The organism is Streptomyces sp. NPDC107654, from assembly GCF_055639035.1.
On the sequence record NZ_JBVKBI010000003.1, the window covers coordinates 492491 to 516599 of the forward strand.

The following is a 24109-nucleotide window of genomic DNA, read 5'->3' on the forward strand; positions in this document are numbered from 1 at the left end:
GAGTCCCGGATCAGGGACGGCCACTGAACCCCCGGTCAGTGCGGTGCTCAGCGCGCGGCGAGGCTGGAGCGCCGCACCACCAGCTCCGGCTGGAGCACCACGCGCCGGTGCTCGTGCGTCCGTCTCCCCTCGCCCCCGCCCTGCTCGGTCTCCTCCAGCAGCAGTTCGGCGGCGAGGGCGCCCATGGTGACGGCGGGCTGGCGTACGGAGGTGAGCGGCACGGCGGCCGCGGCGGCGAACTCGATGTCGTCGTAGCCGACGATCGCCAGGTCGTCCGGGACGGTGACGCCCGCCGCGTACATCGCCTGGAGCACGCCGAGGGCGAGCAGGTCGTTGGCGCAGAAGACGGCGGTGGGCCGGTCGGCGAGGCCGAGCAGCCGGGCACCGGCGTCCCGGCCGGCGGCCACGTCGAGGCGCTCGGTCGGCAGTTCGCGCAGCGCGTCGGGGCCGAGCCCGGCCTCGGCGAGCGCGTGCAGCGCGCCGGTACGCCGGTCGCGGACCTGGTTGAGGCCGGGCGGCCCGCTGACGTAGGCGACGGTGCGGTGTCCGGCGTCCACCAGATGCCGGACCGCGAGCGCGCCGCCCGCGACGTCGTCCACGGAGACCGAGCACTCGGTGGTGTCCTCGGCGACCCGGTCGACCAGCACGAACGGGATGCCGTGCCGGCGGAAGCCCTCGATGTTGCGGCCGCTGGCGTCGGCCGGGGTGAGCAGCACACCTCGCACCCGCTGCTCGGCGAAGAGCGACAGGTACTCCGCCTCCTCGGCCGCGTCCTGCGCGCTGTTGCACACCATCACGCCGAGCCCCGCCCGGCGGGCCGCCCGCTCGGCGCCGCGCGCGACGTCCACGAAGAACGGGTTGCCCATGTCCAGCACGAGCAGCCCCATGATCCGGCTGCGGCCCGCACGCAGCTGACGTGCCGACTCGCTGCGGACGTAGCCGAGCCGGTCGATCGCGGACAGCACGCGGGCCCGGGTCTCGCCGGCCACGGTGTCCGGGCGGTTGATGACGTTGGACACGGTGCCCACCGAGACTCCGGCGGCGCGGGCGACGTCCTTGATACCCACCGACTGGGCCATCGGGCTTCGGACCTCCAGGGAACGCGGATGCGGCGGGACGACCTTCACATTACCGTCACGCCGGCAGGGCGAAGTCGGCCACGTGCAGGGGCGAGGGCGTGGTGCCGGTGGACTTCTCCTGGTACAGGAAGGACAGCACGTCGTCCGCCCCGGTCCGGGTCTCGTCGACGACGACCTCGCCGAAGGCGTTCAGTCCGCCGCCGTCGTACAGCAGCGTCCAGTCCGTGTACCCGGAGGCCTGCGACGCCGCGGCGATACGGCCGTACGGGAGGACGGCGTAGGCGTTGTCGTACCGGTCCAGGACCAGCTTGGTGCGCCGGCTGGAGCCGAGGGGGACCGGGATCTCGGTCTTGTGCCAGCCGCCGGAGGCGGTCTTGCGCAGGTGGAAGGCGCGTCCGTGGGCGGTGCGGTCGGCGACGTGGTCGGTGGTGCACCGGTCGAAGCGGCCGGGGACGTAGCTGATGACGGCGTGCGGCCGGCCGGCGGAGTCGGTGGTCTGGCTCTCCTGGTTCATCAGCGCGTGGTCCGGGCCCAGTGGGTCGACCACGAGGCCGCCGTCGCCGACGGTGACCCGGTCGCAGCCGCCGGTGGTGCCGACGACGGTGCCCGCGTCGTTGCGCCAGGTACGGCCGCGGTCGTCGGACCAGACGTAGCCGGTGTCGTGGTTGGTGAGGCCGCCGCCACCGCGCAGGACGGCCGCGTTCTGCTCCCGCCAGGTGAACAGGGCGTGCAGCCGGCCCCGCCTGTCGTAGTCGATGCCGTGCAGATACATGCTCCGGGCGGTGCTGGAGCCGTGCTCACTGGTGTACGTACCGGTCGCGCCGGTCCACTCCCCGAGCGCGGTCCAGCGGGAACCGTCGTACTCGGCCAGCGCGTTGCGGCCGTTGCCGGAGATTCCGGCGCGGTAGCCGAGCTGGAGCCGGCCCTCCGGGGTGGCGACGAACTGCGGGTAGGTGAACCGCGGGGTGAGCGCGAGCCCGTCGAGGGTCGTCTGTACGGCGCCGAACACGGTCGGGGTCCAGGCGGTGCCGGCCGGGTCGTCCAGGAGCCCGGCGGCGGACTTGACGTAGAAGAAGCCGTCGCTGTGGGAGTCCATGTTCACGTGGAGGCGGCCGTCCGTCGCGGAGACGCCCAGCGAGATGACGTTGTGGGAGTCGTCGGCCTTGAGCCGGTGCGGCAGGGTGGCCGTCGACCAGGTGGCGGAGCCGAGGGCCCGGCGGGCGACGACCGCGTCGCGGCTCGCCGTGTACCAGGCGGCGTACTGGTGGCCCTTGTGGGTCAGCAGGCCGTTCTTCTGGAAGGAGTTGTTGTTGACCAGGCCGTCGTAGGAGACGAAGTAAACGGCTCGGGCGTCGAGTTGGGTGGTTCCCCTGCTCGTGACCGACGGACCCGGGACGGTCGACCGCGCGGTTCCGGCGGCCGTGGCGGAGGCGGCGAGGGCGCCGGCCGGCACGGTGCGTCGTCTCATCTTCGGCTCCAGGTGATCAGGCGATCAGGCGAGGTGGAACACCTCGGTGAGCGGTCTCATGGCTTCGTCGGGGCGGGCGCCGTCCAGGGACTCGAAGAACGGCGCCATCTCCCGCTGCCAGCGGGTGTTGACGTCGGTGGCCGCCATGCCCGCCTGGGCGGCGGCGAAGTCCTCCGTCTCCAGGTAGCCGACGAGCAGGCCGTCCTCGCGCAGGAACAGCGAGTAGTTGTGCCAGCCGGTCGCCCACAGGGCCTGCAGCATCTCCGGCCAGACGGCGGCGTGCCGCTCCCGGTACTCGGCGAGCCGGTCAGATCTGACCTTCAGCAGGAAACACACGCGCGGCATCGGCCTCTCCCGTCGGCTCAGAAGTGGAACCGGTCGATGTTCCCGGCATCGAACACGGTGGGCTTGCCCAGGATGATCACGCCGTCCTTGCCGACGGTGTACGTCGTGCCGCCGGCCTTGAAGGTCTCACCCTCCCTGCCGGTGATCTGTCCCGAGGCCAGCGCGACGGCGGTCCGGGCGGCCAGGTCGCCGAGCTTCGCCGGGTCCCACAGCTCGAAGGCGTCGACGGTGCCGTTCTTGACGTACTTGCGCATGTCGTTCGGCGTGCCGAGCCCGGTCAGCTTGACCCTGCCCTTGTACCGGGAACCGGACAGGTACTGGGCGGCGGCCTTGATGCCGACCGTGGTCGGGGAGATGATCCCCTTCACATCGGGGTGCTCCTGGAGCAGGCCCTGGGTCTGCTGGAAGGACTGCTGGGCGTCGTCGTTGCCGTAGACGGTTGCGACGAGCTGGACGTCCTTGTACCTGGGGTTCTTCAGCTCGTCCTTCATGTAGCCGATCCAGGTGTTCTGGTTGGCCGCGGTCTGCGCGGCCGACAGGATCGCGATCTTTCCCTTGTACCCGATCTGTCCGGCGAGCAGCCGCACCTCGGTACGGCCCAGGTCCTCGGCACCGGCCTGCGAGACGAAGGCGTTGCGGCAGCCGGGGCCGGTGTCGGAGTCGTAGGTGACGACCTTGATGTCGTTCGTCAAGGCCTGCTTCAGCGCGGTGCACAGCGCGCCCGGGTCCTGCGCGGAGACGGCAATGGCGTCCACCCGCTGCTGGGTGAGCGTGTTGACGTAACTCACCTGCCCGGAGGTGTCGGTGGCGCTGCTCGGCCCCACCTCCTCGTACCGGGAGCCGAGTTCGCCGAGCGCCTTCTCACCGCCCTTGTCGGCGGTGGTGAAGTAGGGGTTGTTGACCTGCTTGGGCAGGAAGCCCACGGTCAGCCCCTTCCTGGTCGCCGCGTTCGGGTCGGCCTTGCCGGGGGCGACGGCGGCGCCCTCCTCGTGGACGTCCTTCTTGGTGGTGCCGCCGCACGCGGTCAGCGCGAGGGCGAGGGAGGTTCCGGCGGCGAGGGCCGCGCAGGCACGGCGGAGGGATGACGGGCGCATGGCTGTGTCCTTTACGAGGAGGGCTGGGTTACGAGGCCGGAGTCGAGGCGGCTCTCCGGACCGCCCTCGCCCCGGAGATCCGACGGGCGACCCTGGGGCCGAGCACGGAGAGGACGAGCAGGACGCCGGTGACGACGGTCTGTGACTGCGCGGAGACGTCCTGGAGGCTCATGACGTTCTGCAGCGCGCCGAGCAGGAACACCCCGGCGACGGCGCCGCCGAGCGTGCCCTTGCCGCCGTCGAAGTCGATGCCGCCGAGCAGGACGGCGGCCACGACGGAGAGTTCCAGGCCGGTCGCGTTGTCGTAGCGGGCGCTGGCGTAGTGCAGCGCCCAGAAGATCCCGGTGAGGGAGGCCATGAGGCCCGTCACCGTGAACAGGACCAGCTTCTGCCGCTTGACGCGGATACCGGCGAAGCGCGCGGCCTCCTCGCCGGCGCCGATCGCGAACAGCGACCGCCCGAAGGGGGTGGCGTGCAGCACGACCACCGCGACGGCGAGCAGGACGAGGAAGGGCGGGAAGGCCCGCGGGACGAAGGTGTCCCCGATGCGTCCGGCGGCGAAGTCCAGGTACCGGCCGGGGAAGTCGGTCACCGCGTCCGAGCCGAGGACGATCTGTGCGATGCCCCGGTACGCGGCGAGCGTGCCGATGGTGACCGCGAGCGAGGGCAGGCCGAGCCGGGTCACCAGCAGGCCGTTGACCAGCCCGCACACCACGCCCAGCAGCAGGCACAGCGGGATGATCGTCTCGATGGCCATGCCCTCGTTCCAGAGCCTGCCCATCACCGCACCGGACAGCCCGGCCGTGGACGCGACGGACAGGTCGATCTCGCCGGCGACGACCAGCAGGGTCATCGGCAGGGCGATCAGCGCGATGGGGAGCGTGTTGCCGAGCAGGAACGACAGGTTGAGCGCGTTGCCGAAGCCGTCGACGCAGCCGAACGACAGCAGCAGCAGGACGACGAGCAGCGCGCCGACGACCGTGTCCCAGCGGACCGCGCGGGTGAGCGACTCAGGCACCGGAGGTCTCCTTCGCGTCCGTCGTCTCCTCGGCACCGGCCGTCTCCTCGGCAGTGGCCGTCTCCTTCGCCATCGCGGTCCTCCCCGGGGCCGACTTCTTCCTCAGGGCGGCGGCCACGCGCAGCGCCACGACCCGGTCGACGGCGATGGCGAACAGCAGCAGGACGCCGTTGATCGCGAGCACCCAGACGGAGCTGACGCCGAGCGCGGGCAGCACGCTGTTGACCGAGGTGAGCAGCAGCGCGCCGAGGGCGGCGCCGTAGACACTCCCGGACCCTCCGGTGAAGGCGATGCCGCCGACCACGACCGCGCTGACGACGGTGAGTTCGTAGCCGTTGCCGGTGCCGGAGTCGACGTTGCCGAACCGGGCCAGGTACATCGCTCCGGCGAGTCCGGCGAGCGCGCCGCAGAAGGTGTACGCGGCCAGGACCCGCTTGCGCACCGGGATGCCGGCCAGCCGGGCCGCCTCCGGGTGGGAGCCGAGGGCGTACAGCTCCCGCCCGCCGCCGTAGTGCTTGAGGTAGTACCCCGTGGCCACGAGCACGGCCAGCGCGATCACGGCGAGCCAGGGGAGCGCGGAGATGCCGCCGGAGCCGAAGTCCACGAAGCCGTCGGGGAGATCGGCCGCGGTGATCTGCCGGGAACCGACCCAGAGGGAGTCGACGCCCCGGATGACGTACAGGGTGCCGAGGGTGACGACCAGCGCGGGCACCTGGCCCAGGCTGACCAGGAGCCCGTTGAGCAGTCCCGAGCCGACGCCGGCCAGTACGGCGAGGAGGATCGCCACGACCGGGCTGCCGCCGCCGTGCAGACAGGTGCCGGCGGCGAAGGCGCTGAGGCCGAGGGTGGACCCGACGGACAGGTCGACGTTGCGGGTGAGGACGACGAGGGACTGCCCGGTGGCGACCAGAACCAGGATGGTGGCGTTGAGCAGCAGGTCCTTGATGCCCTGCGCGGACAGGAACGCGCTGTTGCCCGCCTGCGTGACGGCGATCATCACCAGGAAGACGGCCAGGATCGCGAGTTCGCGCGTCCTGAGGACGCGGTCGACCAGCCGGGCGCCGCCGGGGCGGGGCGTCCCGGCGGCGGGGGACTCGTCCGTGCCGGCCGGTGTCATGCGGCGGCCCTCCCGGTGGCGGCGGCCAGCACGGTCTCCTCGGTGGCTCGGGAACGGGGGATCTCGGCGGTGATCCGGCCCTCGTGCATCACGAGCACCCGGTCGGCCATGCCGAGGATCTCCGGCAGGTCGGAGGAGATCATCAGGACGGCGACCCCGTCGGCGGCCAGGTCGCCGAGCAGCCGGTGCACCTCGGCCTTGGTGCCGACGTCGATGCCCCGGGTCGGCTCGTCCACGATGAGCACCCGGGGTCCGGTGGCGAGCCACTTGGCGAGGACGACCTTCTGCTGGTTGCCGCCGGACAGCGTGGCGACGGCGTCCGCGATCCGGGCGTACTTCACCTGGAGCCGCACCGCCCAGTCCAGGGAGCGGCCGCGCTCGGCGCCCGGGTTCACCAGTCCGGCCCGGGCGGTCGTACGGAGCCCGGTCAGGCCGATGTTCCGCTCGATCGACAGGTCCATCACCAGGCCCTGGGCCCGCCGGTCCTCCGGGACGAGGGCCAGCCCCGCCGCCATCGCCAGGGACGGCGCGCCGCCCCGGAGCCGGCGCCCGGCGACCTCGACCTCGCCCGCGTCCCAGCGGTCCACACCGAACACCGCGCGGGCCACCTCGGTACGGCCCGCCCCCACGAGCCCCGCGAGGCCGACGATCTCCCCGCGCCGTACCTCGAAGGACACGTCGGTGAAGACGCCCTCGCGGGTCAGCCGGCGGACGCTCAGCACCACCTCGCCCAACTCCACCTCCTGCTTGGGGTACAGCTCGGCCAGGTCACGGCCGACCATCCGGCGGATCAGGTCGTCCTCTGTCATCCCGGCGAGCGGCTCACTGGCGATCCGGGCGCCGTCCCGCAGCGTGGTCACCTTCCGGCAGATCGCGAAGATCTCCTCCAGGCGGTGCGAGATGAACAGCACGGCCGCGCCCTGCTCGCGCAGCGTGCGGACGACACCGAACAGACGGGCGACCTCGCTGCCGGTCAGGGCGGCCGTCGGCTCGTCCATGACCAGCACCCGGGCGTCGAAGGAGAGTGCCTTGGCGATCTCCACGATCTGCTGGTCCGCCATGGACAGCCCGCGGGCGGGCCGGTCGGGGTCGAGGTCGACGCCGAGCCGCCGCATCAGGGCGGCCGTCGCCGCGCGGGTGGCCCGGTGGTCGATCCGGCCCAGGGAGCGCCGGGGCCGGCGGCCCATGAAGATGTTCTCGGCGATCGACAGGTCCGGGAAGAGGGTCGGTTCCTGGTAGATCACGGCGATGCCGGCGTCACGGGCGTCGCCGGGGCCGTGGAACACCACGGGCTCGCCGTCGAGCAGCACTTGCCCGGTGTCCGGCCGGTGTACTCCGGCGAGGGTCTTGATCAGCGTCGACTTGCCCGCGCCGTTCTCGCCGGCGAGGGCGTGCACCTCGCCGGGCAGCAGTTCCAGGGAGACGTCCCGCAGGGCGCGTACGGCGCCGAAGGACTTGGAGACGCCCTTCAGCGCCAGTACGGGGGCCGGTCCCGTGTCAGGCGGGTGGGTCATGGGGGGCTCCTCGGCGACACCGGCGGCGGGGACGGCAGGGCCGCGTCGCCGCCCCGGGGTCGTGAAAGGTTTCAAGTGGATGGCCGGGACGGTAGGCACCACAGCCATGCCACGTCAATGGGTCCGTGTTGAAAAGGTTTCGACAGGCGGGATTCATGGCGGAATCACGCAGCGCCGGGAGCCGCCGGACTGCTTGACACCCCTTCGGTCGGCACCTAGCTTGCCGTCCTGAATCGTTTCATTCCGCTCAGTCGTCCACCGACTTCCCAGGAGCCCCGAAGTGACCGACCTCGCCGCGGTGAAGGCCGCGCTCAAGACCCAGGCCGTCGAGACGCCGTCGTGGGCGTACGGGAACTCCGGGACCCGCTTCAAGGTCTTCGCCCAGGCCGGGGTGCCGCGCTCGCCGTGGGAGAAGCTCCAGGACGCGGCGCGGGTGCACGCCCTCACCGGGGTGGCGCCGACCGTCGCCCTGCACATCCCCTGGGACACGGTGGAGGACTACGCGGCCCTCGCGGAGTACGCCGAGGAGCGGGGCGTGCGGCTGGGCGCCGTCAACTCCAACACCTTCCAGGACGACGACTACAGGCTGGGCAGCGTCTGCCACCCCGACGCGGCGGTGCGGCGCAAGGCCGTCGACCATCTGCTCCGGTGCGTCGACATCATGGACGCCACCGGCTCGCGGGACCTGAAGCTGTGGTTCGCCGACGGCACGAACTATCCCGGGCAGGACGACATCCGCGCCCGGCAGGACCGGCTCGCGGAGGGGCTGGCCGAGGTGTACGCGCGGCTCGGCGAGGGGCAGCGGATGCTGCTGGAGTACAAGTTCTTCGAGCCGGCGTTCTACACCACGGACGTGCCGGACTGGGGGACCGCGTACGCGCACTGCCTCAAGCTCGGCGAGAAGGCCCGGGTGGTCGTGGACACCGGGCATCACGCTCCGGGGACCAACATCGAGTTCATCGTGGCGACGCTGCTGCGGGAGCGGAAGCTCGGCGGGTTCGACTTCAACTCGCGCTTCTACGCCGACGACGACCTGATGGTGGGGGCGGCGGACCCGTTCCAGTTGTTCCGGATCATGTGCGAGGTGATCCGGGGCGGCGGGTTCACCTCCGAGGTCGCGTTCATGCTCGACCAGTGCCACAACATCGAGCCGAAGATCCCCGCGATCATCCGGTCGGTGATGAACGTCCAGGAGGCCACGGCGAAGGCCCTGCTCGTCGACCGCGAGGCGCTGGCCGCGGCTCAGGGGGCGGGGGACGTGCTGGCGGCCAATGCCGTGCTGATGGACGCGTACGACACCGATGTGCGCGGGCTCCTCGCCGAGGTCCGGGAGGAGTCGGGGCTGGATCCGGATCCCATGGCCGCGTATGCCCGCTCCGGGTGGGCCGAGCGGATCGTCGCCGAGCGGGTGGGCGGGGAGCCGGCCGGCTGGGGGGCGTGAAGCGTCGGCCTCCGAGCGCCGTCGCGGAGCGCGGGCCCGTCGTGGTCTCTCGCGCAGTTCCCCGCGTCCCTTTCCACACGTCCCCCTTCCGGAAAAGGAACCGTACTCATGACCACCCACCCCGAAGTCGCCGCTCTCCTCGACCGCTCCCACCGCCTCGGTTCCGACCCCCGCACCACCAACTACGCCGGGGGCAACGCCTCCGCGAAAGGCACCGCCACCGACCCCGTCACCGGCGGTGACGTGGAGCTGATGTGGGTCAAGGGGTCCGGCGGCGACCTCGGTACGCTCACCGAGGGCGGGCTGGCCGTGTTGCGGCTGGACCGGCTGCGGGCTCTGGCGGAGGTGTACCCGGGGGTCGAGCGCGAGGACGAGATGGTCGCCGCGTTCGACTACTGCCTGCACGGCAGGGGCGGGGCCGCGCCCTCCATCGACACCGCCATGCACGGATTGGTGGACGCCCCGCACGTGGATCATCTGCACCCCGACTCCGGCATCGCGCTGGCCTGTGCGGCCGACGGGGAGAAGCTGACCGCCGAGTGCTTCGGGGACAGCGTGGTGTGGGTGCCGTGGCGGCGGCCCGGGTTCCAGCTCGGGCTGGACATCGCCGCCGTCAGGGCCGCCCATCCGCGGGCCGTCGGATGCGTCCTCGGCGGCCACGGGATCACCGCCTGGGGCGACTCCTCCGAGGAGTGCGAGCGGAACTCGCTGCACATCATCCGCACCGCCGAGGCGTTCCTCGCCGAGAGGGGGAGGGCGGAGCCGTTCGGGCCGGTCGTCGAGGGGTACGAGGCGCTGCCCGAGGCCGAGCGGAGGGAGCGGGCCGCGGCCCTCGCGCCGTACGTCCGCGCGCTCGCCTCGCGGGACAGGCCCCAGGTCGGGCACTTCGACGACTCGGACGTCGTGCTCGACTTCCTCGCGCGTGCCGGACATCCCCGGCTCGCCGCCCTCGGCACCTCCTGCCCCGACCACTTCCTGCGGACCAAGGTACGGCCGCTCGTCCTGGACCTGCCGCCGGCGGCGCCGCTGGACGAGGCCGTGGCCCGGCTGAAGGAGCTGCACGCCGCGTACCGCGAGGAGTACGCCGCCTACTACCGGCGGCACTCGCTGCCCGACTCCCCCGCCATGCGCGGCGCCGACCCGGCCGTCGTCCTCGTCCCGGGCGTCGGCATGTTCTCCTTCGGCAAGGACAAGCAGACCGCCCGGGTGGCCGGCGAGTTCTACGTCAACGCCGTCAACGTGATGCGCGGGGCCGAGGCCGTCTCGTCGTACGCGCCGATCGAGGAAGCCGAGAAGTTCCGCATCGAGTACTGGGCGCTGGAGGAGGCCAAGCTGCGGCGGATGCCCGCGCCGAAGCCGCTCGCCACGCGCGTCGCGTTCGTGACGGGGGCCGGCAGCGGGATCGGGAAGGCGATCGCGCACCGGCTGGCGGCCGAGGGGGCGTGTGTCGTCGTCGCCGATCTGAACGGGGAGACGGCCTCGGCCGTCGCCGAGGAGCTGGGCGGTCCCGACACGGCGGTCGCCGTCACCGTCGACGTGACGTCCGAGGAACGGATCGCCGCCGCGTTCCGGGCGGCCGTGCTCGCCTTCGGCGGGGTGGACCTCGTCGTGAACAACGCCGGGATCTCCGTCTCCAAGCCGCTGCTGGAGACGTCGGCGGACGACTGGGACCTCCAGCACGCCGTCATGGCCCGCGGGTCCTTCCTCGTGTCCAGGGAGGCGGCGCGGGTGATGACCGCGCAGGGGCTGGGCGGTGACATCGTCTACATCGCCTCGAAGAACGCCGTCTTCGCCGGGCCGGACAACATCGCCTACTCCGCGGCCAAGGCCGACCAGGCCCATCAGGTGCGGCTGCTCGCCGCCGAGCTGGGCGAGCACGGGATCCGGGTGAACGGGGTGAACCCGGACGGAGTGGTGCGCGGGTCCGGGATCTTCGCCGGGGGCTGGGGGGCGCAGCGGGCCGCGGTGTACGGGGTGCCGGAGGAGGAGCTGGGCGAGTTCTACGCGCGGCGGACCCTCCTGAAGCGGGAGGTGCTGCCCGAGCACGTGGCGAACGCGGTGTTCGCGCTCACCGGCGGGGACCTCACCCACACCACCGGCCTGCACATCCCGGTCGACGCGGGTGTGGCGGCCGCGTTCCTGCGGTGAGCGCGGGCGTGAAGTCGTACGCCGCCGTCGACCTGGGCGCCTCCAGCGGGCGGGTGATGGTGGGGCGGGTGGGCCCGGACTCGGTGGAGCTGAGCGAGGCGCACCGGTTCCCCAACCGGCCGGTGCGGGTGCCGGAGGGGCTGCGCTGGGACGTGCTCGCCCTGTACGGCGGTGTCCTGGACGGACTGCGGGCGGCCGGCGCCCGCTGCGGTGGACGGCTCGCCTCCGTCGGCGTCGACGGCTGGGGCGTCGACTACGGTCTGCTGGACGCCGACGGGGCCCTGCTCGGCAACCCGGTGCACTACCGCGACGCCCGCACGGAGGGCGTGGCGGAGAAGGTGTGGGCGAACGTGCCGGCGTCGGAGCTGTACGCGGCGACCGGCATCCAGTACGCCCCGTTCAACACCCTGTACCAGCTGACGGCAGCCCGCTCGACCGCACAACCGAGGTGTGCGCGAAGGCTGTTGCTCATCCCGGACCTGCTGACGTACTGGCTCACCGGCGAGCAGGGCACCGAGCTGACCAACGCCTCCACCACCCAGCTGATCGACCCCCGCACCCGTGACTGGGCCTACGGGGTCGCCGAGCGGCTGGGTGTCGACCTCGGCCTGTTCGCGCCCCTGCGGCGGCCCGGCGATCCGGCCGGGACGCTGCGGCCGGAGGTGCTGGCGGAGACGGGCCTGGCCGGACCGGTGCCGGTGACGGCCGTCGGCTCGCACGACACCGCCTCCGCGGTGGCCGCGATCCCGGCGACGGCCGGGGAGCGCTTCGCCTACATCTGCACCGGCACCTGGTCCCTGGCGGGCCTCGAGCTGGACGCGCCCGTACTCACCGAGGAGAGCCGGGCGGCGAACTTCACCAACGAGCTGGGGCTCGACGGCACCGTCCGCTATCTGCGCAACATCATGGGGCTGTGGCTGCTCCAGGAGTGCGTACGGGCCTGGGGGGAGCCGGATCTGGGGGCGCTGCTGCGGGAGGCGGCCACCGTGCCGGCGCTGCGCTCGGTGGTGGACGCCGGGGACGAGGCGTTCCTGGCGCCGGGGCGGATGCCGGAGCGGATCGCCGAGGCGTGCCGGGTGTCGGGGCAGCCGGTGCCGCGGACGCGGGCCGAGACCACCCGGTGCATCCTCGACTCGCTGGCCCTCGCCCACCGGCGGGCCGTACGGGAGGCGCGGCGGCTGGCCGACCGTCCGGTGGACGTGGTGCACCTGGTCGGCGGCGGCACCCGCAACGCGCTGCTGTGCCAGCTGACGGCCGACGCCTGCGGTCTGCCGGTGGTGGCCGGTGCGACCGAGGCGGCGGCCCTCGGCAACGTCCTCGTGCAGGCCCGCGCGCACGGACTCGTCGGCGACCTGGCCGCGCTGCGCCGGCTGCTGACCCGGACCCAGCCGCTCACCCGGTACACGCCCCGCGGCGACAGCGGCCGGTGGCGGGCGGCCGAGGCGCGGCTCGCCACGCGGTGAGCCGCGCCTCCCCTCGGTGCGACACCGCCGACTACCCTGCACTCGTCCGACGACCGCCACCGAGGAGCCGCGATGCGTGTCGCCCTGTTCCTGACCTGCGTCAACGACACGCTCTATCCGGACACCGGGCGTGCCGTGGTGAAACTGCTGACCAGACTGGGTGTCGACGTCGACTTCCCGATGGGCCAGAGCTGCTGCGGGCAGGCGCACTACAACACCGGCTACCGCCACGAGGCCGAACCCCTGGCCCGCCACTTCTCCGATGTCTTCCGGGAGTACGAGGCGATCGTGACGCCGTCCGGTTCGTGCGGGGCGATGGTGCGGGAGCTGTATCCGCGGATGGGGGAACGGGCGCGGGCCGAGGGACGCGGGGACGTTCTCGCGCGGACGCTGGCGCCGGTGGTGCCGAAGACGTACGAGCTGACCGAGTTCCTGGTGGACGTGCTCGGCGTGACGGACGTCGGCGCCTGCTACCCGCACAAGGTGACGTACCACCCGACCTGTCACGGGCTGCGCGGGCTGGGGCTCGGCGACCGGCCGCGCCGGCTGCTCCAGGCCGTCAGGGGACTGGAGCTGGTCGAGCTGCCGGGCGCCGAGGAGTGCTGCGGGTTCGGCGGCACGTTCGCGCTGAAGAACGCGGAGGTGTCGGCGGCGATGGGCGTGGACAAGGTGCGCAACGCCGAGTCGACGGGTGCGGAGGTGCTGTGCGCGGCCGACAACTCCTGTCTGATGCACCTCGGCGGCACGATGAGCCGGCTGCGGACGGGCATGCGGCCGGTGCACATCGCGGAGATCCTGGCGAGCACGGAGGAGGAACCGGCGGTATGACCGCAACGACCGAGGAGGGACCGGCATGACCGGAACGTTCGTCGGCATGCCGGCCTTCCCCCAGGCCGCGCACGATGCCGTCCACAACCCCACCCTGCGTGGCAACCTGCGGCACGCGACCCACACCATCCGGGCCAAACGGGCCAGGGCGGTGGGCGAGTTGTCCGACTGGGCGGCGCTGCGGGAGGCGGGCAGCCGGATCAAGGACCACACGCTGCGCCATCTCGACCGGTATCTGCTCCGGCTGGAGGAGTCGGTCACCGCGGCCGGCGGTACCGTCCACTGGGCCGCCGACGCCGACGAGGCCAACCGGATCGTCGCCCGGCTGGTCCGGGAGACCGGCGAGTCGGAGGTCGTCAAGGTCAAGTCGATGGCCACCCAGGAGATCGGCCTCAACGAGGCTCTGGAGGCCGAGGGCATCCGTGCCTACGAAACCGATCTCGCCGAGCTGATCGTCCAGTTGGGCGAGGACCGCCCCTCGCACATCCTGGTCCCGGCCATCCACCGCAACCGGGGGGAGATCCGGGACATCTTCCGCGAGGAGATGGGCAGGTGGGGCCGGCCCGCGCCGGAGGACCTCACGGACACGCCCGCCGAACTCGCCGAGGCGGCCCGGCTGCACCTGCGGGAGAAGTTCCTGCGCGCCAAGGTCGGCGTCTCCGGTGCCAACTTCATGGTCGCCGAGACCGGCACGCTGGTCGTCGTGGAGTCCGAGGGCAACGGCCGGATGTGCCTGACCCTGCCGGAGACCCTCATCTCGGTCGTCGGCATCGAGAAGGTCGTCCCCACCTGGCGGGACCTGGAGGTCTTCCTCCAGACCCTCCCCCGCTCCTCCACCGCCGAGCGCATGAACCCGTACACCAGCATGTGGACGGGCACCACGGACGAGGACGGGCCCCGCGCCTTCCATCTGGTCCTGCTGGACAACGGCCGCACCGACACCCTCGCCGACCGGGTCGGCCGCCAGGCGCTGCGCTGCATCCGCTGCTCGGCCTGCCTGAACGTGTGCCCGGTGTACGAGCGGGCCGGAGGACACGCGTACGGCTCGGTCTACCCGGGCCCCATCGGCGCCATCCTCAGCCCCCAACTGAGGGGCACGGCCGACGCGATCGACGCCTCCCTGCCGTACGCGTCGAGCCTGTGCGGGGCCTGTTACGAGGTGTGCCCGGTCGCCATCGACATCCCCGAGGTGCTGGTGCACCTGCGGGAGCGGGTGGTGGAGGGGGGTCCGGCGGTGCGGCAGGGCAACAAGGTGGTGCTCCGCCCGGCGAAGGGGCACGCGGCCGAGCGGGCGGCGATGCGGGCGGCGCGCTGGGCGTTCACGCACCCCGGCGCCCTTCGCACCGGCCAGCGGCTGGCCTCCCGGACCCGCCGGCTGCACCCCCGCACCCTGCCGGGACCCGGCCGGGCGTGGAGCGGCACCCGGGACCTGCCGGCCGTGCCGCCGGAGCCCTTCCGGGACTGGTGGCAGCGCACGCGCGGCGGGAAGGACGGTGCCGAGTGAGCAGCAGGGAGCGGATCCTGGGCCGGGTGCGGCGCGCCCTCGCCGACGTGCCCGTGGACGAGGGGCCGTACGAGGAGGCCGTGCCCCGGGACTATCTGCGCGAGCACGGGCGGCGGACCGCCGGGGAGACGGTGGAGCTGCTGGCGGAGAACCTGGCGGACTACCGGGCGGTCGTGCACCGCTGCGGTCCGGAGCGACTGCCCGCGCTGATCGGCAGGTTGCTGGCCGAGCGGGGCTCCCGGGAGGTACTGGTGCCGGCCGGGCTGCCCCCGGGGTGGACGGCCGCCGTGGACGCCGTGCGGATCGACGACCGGGCGGCGGACACCGCGCAGCGGCTGGACCGGGTCGACAGCGTGGTGACGGGGTGCGCCGTGGCGGTCGCCGAGACCGGCACGATCGTCCTCGACGGCTCCCCGGACCAGGGCCGGCGCCGTATCTCGCTCGTCCCCGACCACCACATCTGTGTCGTCCGGGTCCCGGACCAGGTCGTGTCCTCGGTCCCGCAGGCCCTCGAACGGCTCGACCCGGTCCGCCCGTTGACCTGGATCTCCGGCCCGTCGGCCACCAGCGACATCGAGCTGGACCGGGTGGAGGGCGTGCACGGCCCGCGCACCCTGGAGGTGATCCTGCTCGACTGACGACCCCGCTGGTACGAGAACCTGCCGGAGGACCGGAGCCGGGTGAGCCGGGTCCCGGAGAGGTGCAGCCGGGGCCGCGGACCGCACCCGGTCCGCGTCGGGTCAAGCCGTCTGCTCCCCCGCTCCCGCGGGACGGGCCCGGTCAGCGGCGGCGGTGGGGATGCCGTACCTGACGGCGTACGGCGTGATGGCGGAGGTCTGCGGGATCCGGGCCGGCGACGTGACCGTGGTGAACGCGGCCTCCGGCAGCCCCGGTCTGGCCGCGATCCAGACGGCGAACCGGCTCGGCGCGACGCCCGTCGCCGTCACCCGGACCCGCGCCAAACGGCAGCGGCTGCTGGACGACGGCGCCGCCGAGGTGATCGTCTCCGACGAGGAGGACGGGGCCGCCCGGGTGCTGGAGCCGACCGGCGGACGGGGCGCCGAGCAGGTCCTCGACGCCGTCGCCGGGCCGGGCGTGCGGGAGCCGGCCCGGGCCGTGCCCGCCGACGGCACGCTGCCGCCGTGGGGGATGCTGAGCGGCGAACCCACCCCCTCCCCCGGCTTCGACCTGGGCGTGCCCCCGCTCGCCATGCGCACCTGCACCGTGACCCGTGAGGCCCTGGAGGCAGGCACACGGTACGGCGAGACCCTGCTGACGACCGGGCACTGACCGGCCCGCTGTCCGCCGGTCGGGGCACGGCGGGATGAGCCCCCGGGCACGCTGCCGTAACGTGAGGGAATGATCCGGTTCGAGCAGGTCACCAAGCGGTATCCGGACGGTACGACGGCCGTGGACGACCTCTCCTTCGAGGTGTCCGAGGGCGAACTGGTCACGCTCGTCGGCCCGTCCGGGTGCGGCAAGACGACCACCATGATGATGGTCAACCGGCTCATCGAGCCGACCTCCGGCCGGATCCTCGTCGGCGGCGATGACATCGCGACCGTCGACCCGGTCCGGCTGCGCCGCCGGATCGGGTACGTCATCCAGCAGGTGGGTCTCTTCCCGCACCGCACCGTCCTGGACAACACCGCGGCCGTGCCCGCGCTGCTCGGCTGGAAGCGGGCGAAGGCGCGGGCGCGGGCGGCCGAGCTGCTGGACCTGGTGGGCCTCGACCCGAAGACGTACGGACCGCGCTACCCGGAGCAGCTGTCCGGCGGACAGCGGCAGCGGGTCGGCGTGGCGCGGGCGCTGGCCGCGGACCCGCCGGTGCTGCTGATGGACGAGCCGTTCGGCGCCGTCGACCCGGTGGTGCGCGAGCAGTTGCAGGACGAGTTCCTGAGGATGCAGGCCGCCGTGCGCAAGACGGTGTTGCTGGTCACGCACGACATCGAGGAGGCCGTCCGGCTCGGCGACCGGATCGCCGTGTACGGGCAGGGCCGTATCGAGCAGTTCGACACGCCGGGCGCGGTGCTCGGGGCGCCCGCGACGCCGTACGTCGCCGGGTTCGTGGGCGCGGACCGCGGGCTGAAGCGGCTGTCGGTCACCGCGATCGAACGGGACGACCTGGAGCAGCCGCCCGTGGCCCGGCTGGACGAGCCCGCGGGGCGGGCGCTGGAGCGGCTGCGGGCCGAGGGCGCTCGCTGGGCGGTGGTCCTGGACGCGGGCGGTGACCTGCGCGGCTGGGTCGGCATCGACGAACTGGTGGTGGGCGGCACGGTCGGGGACCTCACCCACCGGATGACCGCCTGGGTGCCGGTCGGCGCACCGCTGAAGCAGGCGTTCGGGGTGATGCTCCAGTACGACGCCGGGTGGGTCGCGGTGCTGGAGGGGGCGCGGTTCCTCGGCGTGCTGACCCCCGCCAAGCTGCACGAGGCGCTGCGCCGCTCGGTGGACGCGGACGCGCGCGGCGTGACGCGGGGGGAGGTGCCGTTCGACTCGGTGGCGGACGCCTGACCGGGGTCACTTCAGCAGGCCCTTGTTCCTCAGGTAGGCGCGGGCCACGTCGGCGGGCAGCCGGCGCCAGCTGTCGACCTGCTGGTTCATGGCGGCCAGGTCTCCGGTGGTGAGGACGTCGTTGAGCGTGCCGAGCGCCTTCGCCACGCCGGGGCCGCCCGCGCGGGCGCGGTTGACGACCGGGACGACGTAGTCGGCGTTCTGCAGGTGACGGTCGTCGGCGAGCAGGACCAGGCCGAAGGAGCCGAGCGTGGCGTCGGTGGTGGTGGTCAGCACCATCTGGTCCCGCCCGGCCTGCACCGCCCGCTTGGCCTGGGTGGTGCCGACCCCCTTGGGGTCGACGCCGGTGATGTCGATGCCGTACACCTTCCGCAGGCCCGGCGCGCAGTACGGCCGTTGCACGCACTCGTCGCCCGCCGCGAGCCGTACCCGCAGTCCGGAGGCGCCGAGGTCGCTGAGGGTCCTCAGCCGGTGCCGGCGGGCGTAGGCGGCGGTCACCGCGAAGGCGTTCTGGTCGACGGCCCGGCCCGGCGGGAGGACGGTGAGGCCTCGGGGCGCGGTGAGGGTGCGCAGCGCCCGCATGGTGGCGCCGAGGTCGGGCGAGCCGGCCGGGGCGGCGTCGGCGCCGTGCGTCTTGGCGCCCAGCCAGTCGGCGAAGGTGGCCGCGTACTCGGGGACGACGTCGATCTGGCCGGACTCCAGGGCCGGTTCGTACAGTTCCCGGTTGGCGACGGTGAGGAGGGACGTCCGGTAGCCGGCCCGGTTCAGCAGCTGGGCGTACAGCTGGGCGAGCAGGTCGCTCTCGGTGAAGCCGGCCGAGCCGACGGTCAGGTGGCGGCTGTCGCCGGGCGGTGCGGTGACCTGGCCGCGGTTCTCCAGGGACGGTCCCGTGGTGCAGGCGCCCAGCGCGAGGAGCGCGAGCGCGGCCAGTGCCGTACGGCCCCTCACCGGCCGCTCCTGACCCAGGCCGGTGCCAGCCGCTCGGCGATCTCGAAGACGCCCTCGACGACGAGCGCGAACACGGCGACGAGCAGCGCGCCCGCGACCACCTGGGGGGTGCTGGCCAGGTTGAAGCCGGCCGTGATGATCCGGCCGAGGCCGCCGCCGCCCGCGAGCGCGGCGATGGTGGCGGTGGCGACGAGCTGGACGGCGGCGATCCGCACCCCGTTCAGCAGCAGCGGGAGCGAAAGGGGCAGTTCCACGCGGAAGAGCAGCTGTCGGCCGGTCATGCCCATGCCCCGGGCCGCCTGCACCACTCCGCGGTCGACCTCGCGCATCCCGACGTAGGCGTTGGTGAGCAGCGGCGGTACGGCGAACAGCACCAGGGCGACCACCGTCGGACCCTCGCCCCACCTGCCGACCGGGGTGAGGAGCAGCAGGACCAGCACGGCGAAGGTGGGGACGGCCCGGCCGACGTTGGAGAGGTTCACGGCGAGCGCGCCGCCCTTGCCGAGGTGGCCGAGGACGAGCGCGACGGGCAGGGCGATCAGACAGCTGAGGAGCAGGCAGACGACGGTGAGCGCGAGATGCTGGAGCAGCCGGTGCCGGATGCCGTCGTCGCCCGGCCAGTGCGCGGGGTCGGTGAGCCAGTCCCAGGAGGCGGTGAGGGTGCTCATGCGGGGGCCTTCCGCGGCCGGGCGGGGCTCATCCGCGGGCCGCCCGTGTCCAGGGGGTGATCAGCCGCTGCACGCCCAGCAGGAGCAGGTCGGCGGCGACGGCGATCAGCACGCACAGCACGGACGCGGTGAGCACCTGGGCCTTGAAGTAGGTGTTCATGCCCGCGTAGATGAGGTTGCCGAGCCCGCCGAAGCCGACGATCGCGCCCACCGTGACCAGGGAGACCGCCGAGACGGTGGCGATGCGCAGGCCGGCCATCGCGGCGGGCAGGGCGAGGGGCAGCTCGACGGTGAGCAGCAGACGGACCGGGCCGTAACCGAGACCGCGCGCGGCCTGCCGGGTCTCCTCCGGTACCGCGCGCAGGCCCGCGAGGATGTTGCGGACCAGCAGGGTGAGCGAGTACAGCACCAGCCCGGCGACGACGAGACCGGCCGAGAGGCCGTAGAGGGGCAGGAGCAGGGAGAACATGGCCAGCGACGGGATGGTGTAGAGGATCGTCGTGACCGCGAGCACCGGTCCTGCCGCCCAGCCCCAGCGGCGGGCCAGCACCGCGAGCGGCAGGGCGACGGCCAGGCCGATCAGGACCGCCAGGAAGGTCAGCTGGAGGTGCTGGACGACCGCTTCCAGCAGGATCTGGCGGCGGGTGCCCAGATAGGCGCCGCAGATCCATTCGTTGCGCGCGAGGCAGTCGTCCGGGGGCGCGGTCACGGTTTAATTGGACCGGCCGGACGACCGGATCGGCACGCTGTGCTGGCCCGTACGGGGGCGCCGGGGCCCTGAGGGGGCTGCTGGGAGGGCTTCCCGGTTCTCCGGTTCCCGGGCCCCGGAGGGGCTAGCCCACCCCCGCCGCGTCCAGCAGGGCGGTCACCGTCGCCGTGGCGAGCCCGTCGTCCAAGTGGTCCACCCGCGCGCCCGCCCGGGCGCTTGCGCCGTCGAAGACCAGCGCGAGCTGACGGGCGAGCAGCTCGGGGTCGCGGGCGCCGCCCCGCTCCGCGTCCGCGCGGAAGCTCCGCGTCAGGGTGTCCTTGACCCCGCGGGCGACCACGCTCGCCGGGTGCCCGGGATCCTTCAGTTCGATCAGCGCCGCCAGGTAGGGACAGCCGTGGTAGCCGGGGTCCGCGGAGCCCTTCCGGAGCTGTTCGAAGACGTACAGGATGCGCTCGCGGGGGGTCGCGGCCTCCGCGTCGGGGTGCGTGAACAGGGTCAGGTACCGCGGGACGCGCCGCTCCAGGCTCGCCGCCAGCATCGCGTCCTTGCTGTCGAAGAGCTGGTACATCGACCGCTTGGAGACACCCGCCTCCCGGCAGAGCGCCTCCACGCCGATGGACACGCCGTCGCGGTAGGAGAGCCGCGCGGCGGCGTCGAGGAGCCTCTCGCGCGGGGACGCCTTCTGTGTGCCGGCCATACAGCGAGGTTACCGCGCGGTGAAACCGATCGGTGTATTGCGGGGTCGTATCCCATGGCGCGAGGGCTGAACAAGCGCTTAGATAGGAGGGCGGACGCTGAGGACCGCACACCCTGACACACCGACCGCGACTCCCCGAACCCCCGAACCACCGGAGGCCCCGTTGTTCACGTCCGTCGACGACGTCTCCGCCCGCCTCGCCGAGACCGGCTACCTCGCCTCGCCCGCCGTCGCCACCACCGTCTTCCTCGCCGCCCGGCTGGGCAAGCCGCTGCTGGTCGAGGGCCCCGCCGGGGTCGGCAAGACGGAGCTGGCCAAGGCCGTCGCCCAGGTCGCCGACGCCCGGCTGGTCCGCCTCCAGTGCTACGAGGGCGTCGACGAGTCCCGGGCCCTGTACGAGTGGAACCACGCCAAGCAGCTGCTGCGCATCAGCGCGGGCCGCGACGAGAGCTGGGACGAGGCCCGCACCGACATCTTCAGCGAGGAGTTCCTGCTCCCCCGCCCGCTGCTGACCGCCATCCGCGGCGACGAGCCGACCGTGCTGCTGATCGACGAGACCGACAAGGCCGACGTCGAGATGGAGGGGCTGCTGCTGGAGGTGCTCAGCGACTTCCAGGTCACGGTCCCGGAGCTGGGCACGGTCACCGCGACCCGCCGCCCGTTCGTCGTGCTCACCTCCAACGCCGGCCGCGAACTGTCCGAGGCCCTGCGCCGCCGCTGCCTGTTCCTGCACATCGGCTTCCCGGAGGAGGAGCTGGAGCGGAGGATCGTACGGCTGAAGGCGCCGGGCCTCGGCGAGGCGCTGGCCGAGTCCGTGGTCCGGGTGGTCGGCGCGCTGCGCGCCATGGACCTGCGCAAGGTGCCGTCCGTCGCCGAGACCATCGACTGGGCGCGCACCCTGCTCGCCCTGGGCGCCGGCACACTGGACGAGACCGTCGTACGGGACACCCTAGGGGTGATCCTCAAGCACCAGGACGACATCCAGAAGGCGGCGGCCAAGCTCGACGTGGACGCGCTGTGACCGCCGTCGCCGACCGGATCACCGGCCTGGCCGCGGCGCTGCGCGCGCACGGGGTGCGGATCGGCACCGGCGAGACCGTGGACGCGGCCCGCGCGGTGGAGGCGCTGGGCCTCGCGGACCGCGAGCTGCTGCGCGAGGGCCTGGCCGCGACCCTGCTGCACGGCCCGGGCCAACGGACCCTGTTCGACGCGGTCTTCGACCTGTACTTCCCGCGCGGTGTCGGTGGCCCCGAGGACGCCGCACGGGACCGGGAGACGCTGCGCGACCGGCTCGCGGACGCGCTGGCCGCCGACGACCGGGCGCTGATGGCGCAGTTGGCGGCGGAGGCGGTCGACGGCCTGGGCGGGTACGGCGGTTCCCCGGGATCGGACGGCTTCTCGGCGTACCAGACCCTGGACCGGCTGCGCCCCCAGACCCTGCTGGCCCGGGTCCGGGCCGACGTCCGGGGCCGGGGAGCCGGTAGCGGCAGCGGTGGCGGGTTCGCGGACCGGCTGCTGGACGACGAGATCAGGCGCCGTATCGAGGAGTTCCGGCGGATGGTCGGCGCGGAGGCCCGGCGCCGGGTCGCGGAGCGGCGCGGGCGGGACGAGATCGCGCGGCGCGCGGTCCGGCCCACCGCCGACCGGGTCGACTTCCTGTACGCCAACCGGGACCAACTCGCCGAGCTGCGCAGGGCGGTCCAGCCATTGGCGCGCAAGCTGGCCACCCGCCTCGCCGCACGGCGCCGCCGGGCCGCGCGCGGCACGATCGACCTGCGCCGCACCCTGCGCTCCTCGCTGTCCACGGGCGGGGTGCCGATGCGGCCGGTGCTGCGCCGGCGCCGCCCGGTCCGCCCCGAACTCGTCCTGCTCTGCGACGTCTCCGGCTCCGTGTCCGGCTTCTCCGACTTCACCATGCTCCTCGTGCAGGCCCTGCACGACCAGTTCGGCAAGGTCCGTGTGTTCGCCTTCGTCAACCGGCTGGACGAGGTCACCGGCCTGCTCGACCACGGCCGCGCCGACCCCGACGGGCTCGGCGCCCGGATCCGCGCCGAGGCCACGCTCACCGGATGGCACGGCAGCAGCGACTACGGCATGGCCCTGGGCGAGTTCGCCGAGCGGTACGGCGGTGCGGTGGGCCCGCGTACGACGGTGTTCGTGCTCGGTGACGCGCGGACCAACATGAGCGACCCGAACCTCCCCGCCGTACGCGAACTCTCCCGGCGGGCCCGGCGCGTCCACTGGCTGAACCCCGAGCCGCGCGACCGCTGGGGCACCGGCGACTCGGCCGCACCGGCCTATGCCGAGCTGGTCGAGATGCACGAGTGCCGCACGGCCCGACAGCTCAGCGGGCTGATCGCGGCGCTGCTCCCGGTGTGACGCCGGACGGCCGGACGTGATCCACTGGCCGGCGAGGCCGTGATCCACCGGCCGCCGGCACCCTGATCGACCAGCCGACAGCACCGGGATCCCCCGGCCGACGACACCGAGACCGCCCCGAGGACGCCGCCATGCATCACCCTCCCGTGCCGCTGGGCACTTTTCCCACCCCGCTGGAGCCGGCGCCCCGGCTGGCCGCCGCGCTCGGACTCGGGCCGGACGACCTGTGGGTGAAGCGGGACGACCTGACCGGGCTCGGCGGGGGCGGCAACAAGATCCGCAAGCTGGAGTGGGCGATGGGCGCGGCCCTCGCCGAGGGCGCGGACACGGTCGTGACCACGGGTGCCCCGCAGAGCAACCACGCCCGGCTGACCGCCGCCGCGGGCGCCCGGCTCGGCCTGGACGTCGTCCTCGTGCTGCGCGGCACTCCGGGCACCGCGCACTCCGGGAACCTGGCCCTGGACGGCCTCCTCGGCGCCCGGCTCGCCTGGGCCGGCGAGGTGGACCGGGCCGGGCTCGACACGGCGGCGGCCGAGGTCTGCGCGCGCCTGCGGTCCGACGGCGCCCGCCCGGCGCTCATCCCGTTCGGTGGCTCCAGCGCCCTGGGCGCACGCGGCTACCTGCGCTGTGGCGAGGAGCTGCGCGAGCAACTCCCGGACCTGCGGACGGCGGTGGTGGCGCTCGGCTCGGGCGGCACGATGGCCGGTCTGGTCGCGTCCCTCGGCAGCGGGTCGGTGCTGGGCGTCGACGTCGGGGCGCTGACCGACCCGGCCGCGGCGGTGGCGGACCTCGTCGCGTCCCTCACGGACGCGGAGGTCGCGCCGGAGGGCCTGCGGATCCGCCGGGACCAGGTGGGCGCCGGGTACGCCACGCTGACCGCCCCGGTGCGCGAAGCCCTCCGGCTCGCCGCCCGCAGCGAGGGCCTGGTCCTGGACCCGATCTACACGGGCCGCGCCCTGGCCGGACTCCGGGCAGCCGTGCTGGACGGCGACGTCCGCCCCGGCGAGAAGACGGTCTTCCTCCACACCGGCGGCCTGCCCGGCCTGTTCGGCCACCCGGACGCGGTCGCGTTCGCGGAGGAGGGGGCGGAGGTCTTCGACGCGTGAGGCGGGGGCCGCACCCGGCCCCGGACGGCCCCGTACAGGCCCCCGCTGCGCGGGACGGGTGCCGTCGCC

Annotated in this window: 22 protein-coding genes; 11 read left to right on the plus strand and 11 right to left on the minus strand. The window is 73.4% G+C overall.

Annotated elements, in window-relative coordinates; all coding sequences use genetic code 11:
* Window positions 1-47 precede the first annotated feature (47 nt).
* Genes ACZ7N4_RS08070 through ACZ7N4_RS08100 form a run of 7 tightly spaced genes read right to left on the minus strand, consistent with a single transcriptional unit; the run spans window position 48 to window position 7635 of the window.
* Complete coding sequence (locus ACZ7N4_RS08070; protein WP_471355028.1) at window positions 48-1079, minus strand: LacI family DNA-binding transcriptional regulator; 1032 nt, start codon at window positions 1077-1079, stop codon at window positions 48-50.
* Window positions 1080-1134: 55 nt separating this feature from the next.
* On the minus strand, window positions 1135-2547 hold the full coding sequence (locus tag ACZ7N4_RS08075; RefSeq protein WP_471355030.1) for a BNR repeat-containing protein: 1413 nt from the start codon (window positions 2545-2547) through the stop codon (window positions 1135-1137).
* A gap of 24 nt (window positions 2548-2571) precedes the next feature.
* Window positions 2572-2892 (minus strand): L-rhamnose mutarotase, encoded by a 321-nt coding sequence (locus tag ACZ7N4_RS08080; protein ID WP_471355032.1) that lies wholly within the window; start codon window positions 2890-2892, stop codon window positions 2572-2574.
* A 17-nt stretch (window positions 2893-2909) separates the two neighbouring features.
* Window positions 2910-3986 (minus strand): rhamnose ABC transporter substrate-binding protein, encoded by a 1077-nt coding sequence (gene rhaS / locus ACZ7N4_RS08085; protein ID WP_471355034.1) that lies wholly within the window; start codon window positions 3984-3986, stop codon window positions 2910-2912.
* Between the two features lie 28 nt (window positions 3987-4014).
* Window positions 4015-5004 (minus strand): ABC transporter permease, encoded by a 990-nt coding sequence (locus tag ACZ7N4_RS08090; protein WP_471355036.1) that lies wholly within the window; start codon window positions 5002-5004, stop codon window positions 4015-4017.
* Entirely contained in the window at window positions 4997-6121 is a 1125-nt protein-coding gene (locus tag ACZ7N4_RS08095) for an ABC transporter permease (protein ID WP_471355038.1), read from the minus strand. The genes ACZ7N4_RS08090 and ACZ7N4_RS08095 overlap by 8 nt, the downstream gene beginning before the upstream one ends.
* Window positions 6118-7635, minus strand: coding sequence for a sugar ABC transporter ATP-binding protein (locus ACZ7N4_RS08100; protein ID WP_471355040.1), 1518 nt, complete (start codon window positions 7633-7635; stop codon window positions 6118-6120). The genes ACZ7N4_RS08095 and ACZ7N4_RS08100 overlap by 4 nt, the downstream gene beginning before the upstream one ends.
* A 280-nt stretch (window positions 7636-7915) precedes the next feature.
* Between ACZ7N4_RS08100 and rhaI the strand changes: the two genes are divergently transcribed.
* The 8 genes from rhaI (at window position 7916) to ACZ7N4_RS08140 (ending at window position 17533) form a co-directional block, all read left to right on the plus strand.
* Window positions 7916-9076: an L-rhamnose isomerase gene (rhaI, locus tag ACZ7N4_RS08105; RefSeq protein ID WP_471355042.1), complete on the plus strand. Its 1161-nt coding sequence runs from the start codon at window positions 7916-7918 to the stop codon at window positions 9074-9076.
* Window positions 9077-9184: 108 nt separating this feature from the next.
* Complete coding sequence (locus tag ACZ7N4_RS08110; RefSeq protein WP_471355044.1) at window positions 9185-11224, plus strand: bifunctional aldolase/short-chain dehydrogenase; 2040 nt, start codon at window positions 9185-9187, stop codon at window positions 11222-11224.
* Window positions 11221-12687, plus strand: a complete 1467-nt coding sequence (locus ACZ7N4_RS08115) for a rhamnulokinase (RefSeq protein WP_471355046.1) — start codon at window positions 11221-11223, stop codon at window positions 12685-12687. The genes ACZ7N4_RS08110 and ACZ7N4_RS08115 overlap by 4 nt, the downstream gene beginning before the upstream one ends.
* A gap of 72 nt (window positions 12688-12759) precedes the next feature.
* A complete protein-coding gene (locus ACZ7N4_RS08120) occupies window positions 12760-13515 on the plus strand; it encodes a (Fe-S)-binding protein (RefSeq protein ID WP_471355048.1) in 756 nt (251 codons plus the stop codon).
* 25 nt (window positions 13516-13540) lie between these two features.
* Window positions 13541-15019, plus strand: a complete 1479-nt coding sequence (locus ACZ7N4_RS08125; protein ID WP_471355050.1) for a LutB/LldF family L-lactate oxidation iron-sulfur protein — start codon at window positions 13541-13543, stop codon at window positions 15017-15019.
* Entirely contained in the window at window positions 15016-15657 is a 642-nt protein-coding gene (locus tag ACZ7N4_RS08130; protein ID WP_471355052.1) for a LutC/YkgG family protein, read from the plus strand. Before ACZ7N4_RS08125 ends, ACZ7N4_RS08130 begins: the two co-directional genes overlap by 4 nt.
* 160 nt (window positions 15658-15817) lie before the next feature.
* Complete coding sequence (locus tag ACZ7N4_RS08135; protein WP_471355054.1) at window positions 15818-16309, plus strand: zinc-binding dehydrogenase; 492 nt, start codon at window positions 15818-15820, stop codon at window positions 16307-16309.
* Window positions 16310-16378: 69 nt separating this feature from the next.
* Window positions 16379-17533, plus strand: a complete 1155-nt coding sequence (locus tag ACZ7N4_RS08140; RefSeq protein WP_471355056.1) for an ABC transporter ATP-binding protein — start codon at window positions 16379-16381, stop codon at window positions 17531-17533.
* 6 nt (window positions 17534-17539) lie between these two features.
* On the opposite strand, the gene ACZ7N4_RS08145 is transcribed toward ACZ7N4_RS08140, so the two are convergent.
* From ACZ7N4_RS08145 to ACZ7N4_RS08160, 4 genes are all read right to left on the minus strand, one after another.
* Entirely contained in the window at window positions 17540-18481 is a 942-nt protein-coding gene (locus tag ACZ7N4_RS08145) for an ABC transporter substrate-binding protein (protein WP_471355058.1), read from the minus strand.
* The gene (locus ACZ7N4_RS08150) at window positions 18478-19149 is read right to left on the minus strand and encodes an ABC transporter permease (protein ID WP_471355059.1); all 672 of its coding nucleotides are present in this window, start codon (window positions 19147-19149) and stop codon (window positions 18478-18480) included. Before ACZ7N4_RS08150 ends, ACZ7N4_RS08145 begins: the two co-directional genes overlap by 4 nt.
* A 28-nt stretch (window positions 19150-19177) precedes the next feature.
* Window positions 19178-19858 carry an ABC transporter permease gene (locus ACZ7N4_RS08155; RefSeq protein ID WP_471355062.1) on the minus strand — a complete coding sequence of 227 codons (681 nt, stop codon included), beginning with the start codon at window positions 19856-19858 and terminating at the stop codon, window positions 19178-19180.
* A 124-nt stretch (window positions 19859-19982) separates the two neighbouring features.
* Window positions 19983-20555 (minus strand): TetR/AcrR family transcriptional regulator, encoded by a 573-nt coding sequence (locus tag ACZ7N4_RS08160; RefSeq protein WP_471355063.1) that lies wholly within the window; start codon window positions 20553-20555, stop codon window positions 19983-19985.
* Window positions 20556-20718: 163 nt separating this feature from the next.
* On the opposite strand from ACZ7N4_RS08160, the gene ACZ7N4_RS08165 reads away from it, so the two are divergent.
* From ACZ7N4_RS08165 to ACZ7N4_RS08175, 3 genes are all read left to right on the plus strand, one after another.
* Complete coding sequence (locus tag ACZ7N4_RS08165; protein ID WP_471355065.1) at window positions 20719-21576, plus strand: AAA family ATPase; 858 nt, start codon at window positions 20719-20721, stop codon at window positions 21574-21576.
* Complete coding sequence (locus tag ACZ7N4_RS08170) at window positions 21573-22934, plus strand: vWA domain-containing protein (RefSeq protein WP_471355067.1); 1362 nt, start codon at window positions 21573-21575, stop codon at window positions 22932-22934. Before ACZ7N4_RS08165 ends, ACZ7N4_RS08170 begins: the two co-directional genes overlap by 4 nt.
* Window positions 22935-23065: 131 nt before the next feature.
* Window positions 23066-24040: a D-cysteine desulfhydrase family protein gene (locus ACZ7N4_RS08175; protein WP_471355070.1), complete on the plus strand. Its 975-nt coding sequence runs from the start codon at window positions 23066-23068 to the stop codon at window positions 24038-24040.
* Window positions 24041-24109: the final 69 nt, after the last annotated feature.